The organism is Geodermatophilus marinus (assembly GCF_003428645.1).
Lineage (GTDB): Bacteria > Actinomycetota > Actinomycetes > Mycobacteriales > Geodermatophilaceae > Geodermatophilus.
This window is the reverse complement of the sequence record NZ_QVQH01000002.1, coordinates 355,999-363,621: the sequence shown is the minus strand read 5'-3', so window position 1 is coordinate 363,621 and position 7,623 is coordinate 355,999. Positions and strand designations below refer to the sequence as shown.

Below are 7,623 nucleotides of genomic sequence, written 5' to 3'. Positions count from 1 at the left end.
AGAGCAAGCCCTCAGCGGCCCAAACGTGTACCTACACATTCACGCCCGTCGGGAACGCTACGCCCGCTCGACCAGCACCTTCGTCCGCGCTACCCGCCTCGTGTGCCCATCAACTGCGGAACTCGGGTTAGGGAGCGGTGGAAGCTGGCCGGGGGCATGTCCACGACGTTGCGGAGGTCGGCCTTGGTCGCTCCGGTGGTGCCGAACGCGGACATGAACGCGGACATGAGGGTCCGTGCGTTGCTGTTCATGTCCGCGCCGATCGCGGACACGATGACGCCGCTGGACAGCACCGGGTTGAGCCTCACCTGCAGTTGGTCCTCCCGGGGCCCGTCCTTGCGCTTGGTGCGGCTCAACCGCATGCACCGGGCGTCGCCCTCGGTCTGGTAGACGGTGTCGACACCGGCCTCGAGCGCGCTTGACCCGCGAACGGTGGCCCGGTCCTTGCCGGTGTGGTGGAGGACGACGACGGTGCCGTCGCCGGTGGCGTCACGCAGTCGGTAGAGGGCGTCGACGGCGATGCCCATGTCCTTGGCGCTGTTCTCGTCGGCGCCGACGAGGCAGCGGGCGAGGGTGTCGACGACGACGAGGGCCCGTCCAGCGACCAGCTCGCACAGCTCGGCGACAGCCGCCGAGTCGCTGAGGTTGACCGGCTCGGGGAGCACTGTGAGCGCGTCGTCGGGGATTCGGCGCTGCCACCCGTGTTCCCATGCGGTGAACCGCGGGTGGAGGCCGTGAGCGCCCTCAGCGGCCACGTACAGCGCGGAGCCCTGCTGGACCGGGCGCCCCATCCAGGGTCGCCCGGTGGCAACGCAGGCTGCCCAGTCCTGAGCGACGAAGCTCTTGAGGGAGCCGAAGTGGCCGGCGACGAGCGCGACGGTGCGCCGGTCGATGGTGTCGGCGATCAGCGGCTCGGGCTCAGGAAGCTCCGCGAGGCTGCTGCGAGTCAGCAGCCGGTCACGCATCGGCGCCCGGCGGGGCTGCTCGTCCGCGGCCGGTTGCCCGACGCGGGCCAGGGCGAGCACCTGGGCGACGGTGGCCTCGTCGACGCTCATGCCGCACCCGCCGATCGCAGGCCGGAGGCGATGGTGCGGACCGCCTCATGCTCGGGCAGCCCGACGGCGGCAGCAGCTGCGAGCAGTGCCGAGGCGGCCGCCTCGGGGGCGAGACGGCCACGGGCGATGTGCTCTCCCGCCCTGTACGAGGCCCAGTTGACCGCGTTGTTGCGGGTGCCGGGCTGGGCGTTGAGCACCACCCGCACCAGCCCGGCCAACGGGCCGTCTCCGGGGCGGTGCAGCGGGACCACGACCGGGCGCGGCGCCGCTGCCCGCGCTCCGGTGCGCAGCACATGCGCCGGCCAGTCGGGCAACGGGTGCGCCCACGGGCGGGGGTCGCTGCCGTCTGCGGTCAGCCACTGATACACGTGCCCGGTGGGGTGGACCGATGGCGGAGCGACGATGTAGCCGCCGTCGCCGCGGTGGTCCAGTCCGCGGCCGTAGGTGCCGGCGCCGTTGCCCAGCCCGCCCGGCCACCGGTACAGCAGGTGGCAGCCGCGGGCGGTCAGCGCGGTGACGGTGCCCGGCAAGGCCCCGTGGGCTGCCTCGAGGTCGGCGAGGCTGTCGCGGCCGGGTTCGCCGTCCACGTCGAGCACCGCCAGTCCGGAGGCGGGGCCGGTGGCGATGCCGACGTTCGCGGTGGGCCAGCGTCGCCACCATCCGTGGATCGTGTCGGGGTCGGTGGTGGCGTTGCGGCAGCCGCCGGGGTTGGTGGGGTGCTTGCCCGGCGAGGTGCAGCGGTCGGCCGGCCACCCGCAACTGCACCGGCCGTCGGTAGCGCGGGCGAGCGGCAGGACCGGCCAGCCGTGGGCGGCATAGTCCAGGGCAGCGCGGAGCGCCGCGCTGTGCGTCGGGGTCACGGTGCGCCCCACAGGATGATGCGCCGCCGACGGGCCTCGGGCCGCCGTGACCGAACCATGCCGACTTCGCGGATGCGGCCGGCGCGGGCCAGCTTGGCGAACAGCGCCCCGAACGCGGCGCCAGAGGCGGAGGGCTCGTGGGGGTACCGCTGGTGTAGGTCGTCGCTGGACACCTGGTGGCCGGAGTCGATCAGGGCAAGCACGATGCGCTCGGCCTCGGCCCACCACCACGCCGGTGCCTGGGCCTCCTCGCGCCCGGTGGTGGCCGGGCGCGGGCCGGGGCCGGTCACGTACGCCGACGGGACCAGGGTGGTGCGTCGGCTGTACGCGTCGACCTCGACATGCGCATCGAACAGTGCCGGATCGCCTGTGACAGCCCTAGAATCGACACCAGAACGAGGCGGCTTGGTCGCGGCGGAGTTCTGCTTGGGCCCGGTTCCCCCGGTGGTGCGGGGGGCCGGGCCGTTCTGCGCGGTCACGCGGCACCGACCCCCGTGGAGGTCGAAGCGCCACCGCGAATCAGGAGGGCTAGCCGATCCTTCTGTGCCTGAGTGAGTTCCGGAGCGTCGGCCAGGACGCGCTGGACGTACGAGCTGATGCGCTCGGCCGCGAGGTCGCGGCGGGCGTCTTCGGCGTCAGGCCGGCGCCAGCGAGCGGCTGCGCCGGCTCGGGCGGTGCTTGCACGGAGGGATGCGCTGTTTGCGGGCAAGGCGGAACCTCGGGAGTTCCGGGTCGCCCAACTTCATTCCCGTTCGGCATTCCATGCCGGGCTCAGCGTGCTGCTGTCGATCATAGCACACGGAGCGTGATCTAACGGATGCGTTTAGTAATCGGCGCGCCTGGCCGTCCTCGCTCGACGTCCGCCAGCAGGTGGACCCCGGAGATGAACCGTGAGACGTGATCGCAATTCACCTCAATGCCGAGTTCGGGAAGCTGTGCGTCCGAGAACTGGTCCAGCGGCGCCACCCTCCCCTTCCAGCGGCGCTCGCCATCGACCGTTCGCGCCGCACGGGCAGAAGCAGCCGACTCCGCGTTCCGCTCAGGGGACTTCCTGTATCGCGGAAGGGCAACGAGCAGTCCAACGGGCGCCCTGAAGACAGTCACCAACTGACAGTCCCGTATGACGCACATGTACTGCACGACCGCAACGCTTCTCTGCTCTTTGCGAGAGAGCCCCGACCAAGTGACTGCAAGCGCCTCCCACTCTTGCTCCTGTAGAAGCCACTGGTCAGTCACGAACGCCTCCACTCGATCTCGACTTGCTCGGGGATGAACCGCTGTCCCTTGCCGGCGGGGAGAATCGTCACGGTTATCAGCATGTCCACGACCTGCTTACGGTCTCGCAGGGGCAGCGCTTCCCACGCCGCCCGGACGTCCTCGGCTGCGGTCAGCACGGCCAGGGGGGACTCCCCCAAGACACGGCTGATCCGGTCCTCGAGGCCGTTGATCCTCTGGGTGAGCTGCCCGGACCGCTCGCGGACCGCCGATGCGGACAGCAGCCCATCAGCGAGCAGACCGGCCAAGTCGTCGCGGCGGGAACGCAGCTCGGCGGCCTCGGCGCGCAGCGCTGGCACGTCCTCATCCTCGGCGAACAGGTGCGCCGCGTCCGGCTGCGACAGTCGGGCGACAACGACCGCCTCCACAACCTCGTCGACGAGGTCCTGGCGTCGGGCGAGGTAGCAGCCCGGACCGCTCTTGGTGGCCGCGCACTTGTAGACCATCCAGCGCCTGCCCTTGGAGCCCATCGGGGACGCGAACATGACCGCCCCGCAGCGCCCGCAGCGGGCCAGCCCCGACAGAAGGAACTTCACGTCGGTGCCCTGCTGCACCCGGCGGCGCACGTCTCGCAGCTTCTCCGCCAACCTCTCCTGCACATCGGCGGGAAGGATGATCGGCCACTGACCCGCGACGCCCTTGCCGTCCTTCTGCAGTTCCTCGCCGTTGTAGGTGACCCGGCCGGAGTAGCGGGGGTTCAGCAGCGCCCGCCGCAGGGTGGTCACGTTCCACGGCAGGGCATCCCGGTAGATCGGCCTGCCGTCGTCCCCGAGGACTGGGTCACCGTCGTCGTCGCGGACCATGCGCCGGCCGGTAGTGGTCAGACCCGCATCGTTGAGCATCCGAGCGGCAGCGGCCAGTGTGCCCCCCGATAGCACCATCTCGGCGGCCCGCTCCAACCCCTTGGCCTCCTCGTCGACCACGACGACAGCACCGTCCTGCCGGTCGTAGCCGAACGGCCGCCGGGTCCATCCCATGTGCCCGGCCGTAGCCCTCTGCTCGTTGGCCCGGCGTTGCCGGACCCCCTTGCGCTCAACCTCCCCGCGGGCGACCGAGGCGAGGATGCGGGCCAGCATGCGGCCGGTGTCGGTGCTGAGGTCGATGTCCCCGGTGACCGTTGCAAGGCGGACGCCGGTGGCCTCGCAGATCGCGATGACCTCCTCCAAGTCGACCAGGCGGCGGGTCAGCCGGTCGAGGTGCCACACGACGACGGCATCCACGGAGCCCCCGCGCATCATGTGCAGTAGCCGCTCGTAACCCTTGCGCCGCTTGCCGGTGCTGGCGGACATGTCGTTGTCGGTCAGGGTCTCCACAACGGTCCAGCCGCGCCGGTCGGCGAGATGCTGGCAGTCGTCGACTTGCCGGTCGACGGCCGCTCCTTCTCCGGACCGGTCGAGCGACTGCCGGGCGTAGATCGCTGCTCGTGTGGTGGACACACACGGAACAGTAGCGGTTGACAACGGTGACCATCATCGCGATCTCCTTGCGGCCACCGGCCTCCAGCAGCCGCCGCTTGCCGGCCTCGCGGGCGTCGGCGGCCTGGGAGCGCAGCACCTCGGCCAGCGGGGTACCGCGTTCCAGGGCCACGAGCAGCCCGTCGACGAAGCGGGCCAGCGGCTCCAGGGAGGTCCGCTCGGCCACCAGCCGCAGCGAGTCCGGCAGCGGCATGCCGGCCCGGGCCCGCCCCAGGGCCGCACCGAGCTCGGCGGCCAGCTCCCCGCCGGAGAGCCGGGTGACCCGGGCGATCGCCGCCGCCGGGCCCTCCCCCGCGGTCACGGCCAGGGCCAGCAGCTCGGCCACCACCGGGAACTCGGCCAGCAGGAGCTCCTCGCGCCGCCGCACCTGCCGGCTCAGCCACCAGTCGCGGCCCAGCACGCCGCCCAGCAGCCCGGCCAGGCACAGCAGCGACACCGAGAGCAGGTTGACGCCACCGGCGGCGAGCGACCCGACGGCGGCGACCAGCGCGGCGCCCAGCAGGCCGAGCGCACCCCACACCACCTGCTCGACGCGCAGGTCCTCGACCGTGGTGCCACCGCCGAGGGCGTCCAGGCGCCGGCGCACCGACGCCCGGCCGCCCACCAGCCGGTCGACCAGTCGGGCGCCGTCGGCCACCACCGGGCCCAGCAGCCGGCGGACCGCCACCAGCAGGCCCGGCTCGGTCGCGCTGCCCAGCAGCCGGGACGGCGCGGGCGTGTCGTGGACGTAGGGCGCGAGGCGGTCGACCAGCCGTGCGGTCCGGAACGGCGGCGCGAACGCGACGGCCAGCAGCAGACCGCCCGCGGCGACCAGGCCGAGCAGCATCCCGGCGGCGACCCCGCTCACCGCAGCACCCGCACGTCCTGGGGCAGCCGGCCGATCCGCAGCATCACCTGGTACGCCACCGCGCACACGACCGCGCCACCGAGCAGGATCGCCGTCCCCAGCGGGGAGTCGTAGGCGGCCAGCGTCGTCGACTGGGTGGCCAGGAGCAGCAGCACCACCCACGGCGCGCCGACCGCCAACCGGGCCGCGTGCACCACCCAGCCCTGCCGCGTCTCCAGCTCGGCGCGGGCCCGGGCGTCCTCCCGCAGGAACGCCGCCAGGGTGCGCAGCACCCGGCCGAGGTCGCTGCCGCCCACCTCCCGCGCCACGCGGAGGGTCTCGACCACGCGGTCGCCCACCGGGTCGGCGAGGTCGTCCTTGAGCCGGTCGAGGCACGCGCCGAAGCGGCCGCTGGAGCGGTGGTCGGCGGCGAACCGGGCGAACGCCGGCCGCAGCACCTCCGGCCCCCGGGTGGCCAGCGCGGCCAGCGCCTCGGGCAGCGACATCCCCGCCCGGACGGCGGAGGCCAGGTTGTCCACCACCTCGGGCCAGACCTCGCGCAGGTCCGCCCGGCGGCGCCCCGCCAGCCGGCGGACCTGCAGCGGCGGCAGCGCGGCGCCGAACCCGCCGAAGAGCAGGCTGACCGTCACGGTGCGCGTGGTGACCAGCACCACGACGAACGCCAGCAGCGCCAGCCCGACCTGCAGGGCCAGGAGCTGGACGGGCGTCACCCCGGTCAGGCCGGCGGCGGCCAGCCGCTGCCGGCGGGAGCTGACCCGCTCCGGGCGGTCGACCCGCTGCGGGGCACGCGGGCCGCTGCGCCAGACCAGCAGCAGGCCGACCCCCAGCGCGAGCCCCAGGAGAGCACCGGTCACGCCGGACCGCCCCTGAGCAGCGCCGTCAGGTCGATGCCCAGCGCGGCGAAGCGCTCGGGGTGCGGCGGGTACCCGTCGGCCCGCACCAGCCGGCCGTCCCGGGTCGTGAAGACGTCGGCCAGCTCGACGACCCCGCCCTCCGCACGGCCCGGGACGGCGACGACCTCGCGCACCCGCCGTCGTCCGTCGGGGTCGGTGCCCACGTGCACCACCAGGTCGACGCTGGCCGCCACCGTGGGGACGACGAAGGCGTGGCCGATGTTCTCCCCGGCCAGCAGCGGCAGCGTGCACATCTTGACCACGGCCTCGCGGGCGCTGTTCGCGTGCAGCGTGCACATCCCGGGCAACCCGGAGTTGAGGGCGATCAGCAGGTCCAGGCACTCCTCCTGCCGCACCTCGCCGACCACGAGCCGCGAGGGCCGCATCCGCAGCGCCTCCTTGACCAGCCGGCGCAGCGGGATCTCCCCGGTCCCCTCCAGGTTGGCCTGCCGGGTCTGCATCGCCACCACGTCGGGCAGCGGCACCCGCAGCTCGAAGACCTCCTCGCAGGTCACCACCCGCTCCCGCGCCGGGATCGCCGCGCACAGGCAGTTCAGCAGCGTCGTCTTGCCCGCCTGGGTGCCCCCGGCCACGAGGATGTTCAGGCCCGCGGCGACCGCGGCCTCCAGGAACCGCGCCGCCGGCGCCGTCAGCGTGCCCAGCGCGACCAGCTCGTCGAGCGAGTGCGCCTGCAGCACGAACTTGCGGATGTTGACCGCCATGTGCCGACGGGTGATGTCGGGGATGACCACGTGCAGCCGCGAGCCGTCGGGCAGCATCGCGTCGACGAACGGCGTCGACATGTCCAGCCGCCGCCCGGACGTGCGCAGCATCCGCTCCACCAGGTCGGCCAGCTCGCCGGCGCCGAGGATCGTGGTGGTCAGCTCGCTGCGCCCGCGCCGCGCCACGAACACCCGGCCCGGCTCGTTGACCCACACCTCCTCGACCTCCGGGTCGTCGAGGAAGCGCTGCAGCGGCCCGAAACCGGCGACCCGGTCCAGCACGTCCCGGACCACCGACTCCGCGTCCCCGATCGGCGGCAGCGCCGAGGTCAGCGACCGCTCCGAGTAGTCGGCCACCACGTCGCGCACCAGCAGCCGCACCGGCGCCGGATCGCTGAAGGGGTCCAGCCCGCGGCGGCGGATCAGCTCCCGCACCTCGCCGTCGACGACCTCCAGCGCACTGGTCGCAGTCGGCACGTTCCCCCCGTCGTCGTCC

At 73.2% G+C, this 7,623-nt stretch carries 6 protein-coding genes and 1 pseudogene; all 7 read right to left on the bottom strand.

Annotated features, from left to right (window positions below; all coding sequences use genetic code 11):
• Nucleotides 1-89: 89 nt before the first annotated feature.
• Nucleotides 90-1,055, bottom strand: a complete 966-nt coding sequence (locus D0Z06_RS04130) for an AAA family ATPase (protein WP_117376070.1) — start codon at nt 1,053-1,055, stop codon at nt 90-92.
• Entirely contained in the window at nt 1,052-1,915 is an 864-nt protein-coding gene (locus tag D0Z06_RS04125; RefSeq protein WP_158579874.1) for a bifunctional DNA primase/polymerase, read from the bottom strand. Before D0Z06_RS04125 ends, D0Z06_RS04130 begins: the two co-directional genes overlap by 4 nt.
• Nucleotides 1,912-2,394 carry a hypothetical protein gene (locus tag D0Z06_RS25230; protein WP_158579873.1) on the bottom strand — a complete coding sequence of 161 codons (483 nt, stop codon included), beginning with the start codon at nt 2,392-2,394 and terminating at the stop codon, nt 1,912-1,914. Before D0Z06_RS25230 ends, D0Z06_RS04125 begins: the two co-directional genes overlap by 4 nt.
• A gap of 753 nt (nt 2,395-3,147) precedes the next feature.
• On the bottom strand, nt 3,148-4,626 hold the full coding sequence (locus D0Z06_RS04115; RefSeq protein ID WP_158579872.1) for a recombinase family protein: 1,479 nt from the start codon (nt 4,624-4,626) through the stop codon (nt 3,148-3,150).
• A gap of 34 nt (nt 4,627-4,660) precedes the next feature.
• Nucleotides 4,661-5,491: pseudogene (locus D0Z06_RS04110) on the bottom strand (type II secretion system F family protein); the annotation flags it as partial.
• A 17-nt stretch (nt 5,492-5,508) separates the two neighbouring features.
• Nucleotides 5,509-6,366, bottom strand: coding sequence for a type II secretion system F family protein (locus tag D0Z06_RS04105; protein ID WP_117376066.1), 858 nt, complete (start codon nt 6,364-6,366; stop codon nt 5,509-5,511).
• Nucleotides 6,363-7,604 (bottom strand): CpaF family protein, encoded by a 1,242-nt coding sequence (locus D0Z06_RS04100; RefSeq protein WP_233517433.1) that lies wholly within the window; start codon nt 7,602-7,604, stop codon nt 6,363-6,365. Before D0Z06_RS04100 ends, D0Z06_RS04105 begins: the two co-directional genes overlap by 4 nt.
• Between the last annotated feature and the right edge of the window lie 19 nt (nt 7,605-7,623).